The 1849-nt window shown below is 43.8% G+C and carries 1 protein-coding gene; it reads right to left on the bottom strand.

Features of this window, described 5'->3' with window-relative positions; genetic code table 11:
- Positions 1–229: 229 nt before the first annotated feature.
- The gene (nprE, locus tag RAC86_RS38340) at positions 230–1795 is read right to left on the bottom strand and encodes a neutral metalloprotease NprE (RefSeq protein ID WP_014479700.1); all 1566 of its coding nucleotides are present in this window, start codon (positions 1793–1795) and stop codon (positions 230–232) included.
- Positions 1796–1849: the final 54 nt, after the last annotated feature.

Raw genomic sequence — 1849 nt, 5'->3', positions numbered from 1 at the left:
ACGCGCGATCCTTCACATAGCCACGTGACCTGTAGCAGAATTCGTCTATCAATTATGTGGACTGAATCATTAGCTTTTATAAAATGCGCACTTGCGGCTGCATCCCTCTTTTTGCAAATCAGAAGCCGTTTCTGTCTCATGGCAGCATCTTTTCGTCATTGCTGCTGAAGAGAGTAATCAAGATATGTAACGAAAAAAAAGCCTGAGAAATCTCAGGCTTTTTCTAATATTACAATCCAACAGCATTCCAGGCTGCTTCAACTTTAGCGGCATCAGTTGAGCCGTAGAGGTCACGGGCAGACTGAATGAGAGCTGCCTTGGCATCTTTGAACGTGGAAGAAGGCGTGAGGTACGTTGTTAACGCACGGTAATAGATTTGCTGTGATTTAGATACACCAAGTTTTGTGATGGTGTTGTAAGCGGCTTTGTTTGGAATTCCGCTGTTTGTGTGTACACCGCCATAATCGCCTTCATCTGTGTTTGGAAGGTTTCGGTAATTGGCGTAATTGTCAGGCTGGTTGTATTTTGTAGGGTTGGACAGGCTGCGAAGAGCAGGCTGGCTGACCGTAATGTCTTCACCGATGTCCCAGTCTTCTGTATCGTTAAAATACCCGAATACGTCAGAGAAAGACTCGTTTAATGCACCTGGCTGATTTTCATAAATCAAGTTGGCTGTTTCTTGGGTGACGCCATGTGTCATTTCATGCGCTGTCACATCTAATGAGCCGGAAAGCGGAGAGAAGAATGAACCGTCGCCATCACCGTAAATCATCTGGTCTCCTGTCCATGCAGCGTTATTGTATTGAGTGCCGTAGTGAACGGAAGAAACGATTTTACTGCCTCTGTTATCATAGCTGTTTCGTTTAAAGTTTGAATAAAAATAATCGTACACTTTACCGAGGTTATAGTGTGCGTCAACGGCTGCCCGCTGTGATGAAGATGTAAATGTTTTCGTTGTGCTTGAGACAAGCGTGCCCGGAAGGCGGCTTTGTCTGTTTTGCAAATCATATGTGATGATTTGGGTGCCTGTTGGTTTTGAAAGATCTCTTAGAACATATTTTCCGCCTTCATAAGAGATGTTCAAAGGAACAGTTGCGCCCTTTAGCGTTGTTCCGCTTCCAGTGGCGGCGGCATGTTCTACTTTATTTTGCTGTTTTAAAATGCTGCCTGTTTCGGCGTCAACTAAGACTTCCCAGTTTGCAGGTTCAGGCTCGACATAGCGAATCGTCACGTCGTAAGCAAGACGATAGCTGCCGTCCTTTGTTTCTATCGCTTTCAATTCGGCTTTATTGCTGTTTTTGGCCGCTCCGTTAGAAACAGCGTCTGGTGATTTGCCGATAGCTTTGAAAGCGAGTGCCAGCGCTTTTTCAGAAGAGACTTTTTGGCTGTTATCTGTTTTTGCAGCAGATTGATTGTGTAATTCACCATTGACCGCATAGACATTATCGGATTTATCGACGTGAACGATCACTTGCGAATCTTTAATTGGCACTCCGTTAACGACAGGCGCATATCGAAAGTGCTTGTATCCAAGGGCATCAGTCGTGCTTTCAACAAGCTTCAGCCTTTTGGAAGGGTCACCTTTAAAAATGTTGCTGTTCTTTTTCAAAAACTGCTTGACAGCCTTGTCATTTGGTGCAGAGAGTTCTGATTGCGCAATCGCGTTTTTGGAGAGGAAATTTGTTTGATTCTCTTTAAGCTGATGACCTTCAGCAGCCTGAACACCAGGAAGGCTGATTGATAAACTCATAAACGAAGCAGCGACAGCAACAGACAATTTCTTACCTAAACCCACAATAAATCCCCCTTTTTGAAAATACTGAAAACTTTATATTGTTATATTAAACTA

The organism is Bacillus sp. LR_5 (genome assembly GCF_042709275.1).
The sequence above is the reverse complement of the archived record's forward strand: the minus strand, read 5'-3'. Positions and strand labels throughout refer to the sequence as shown.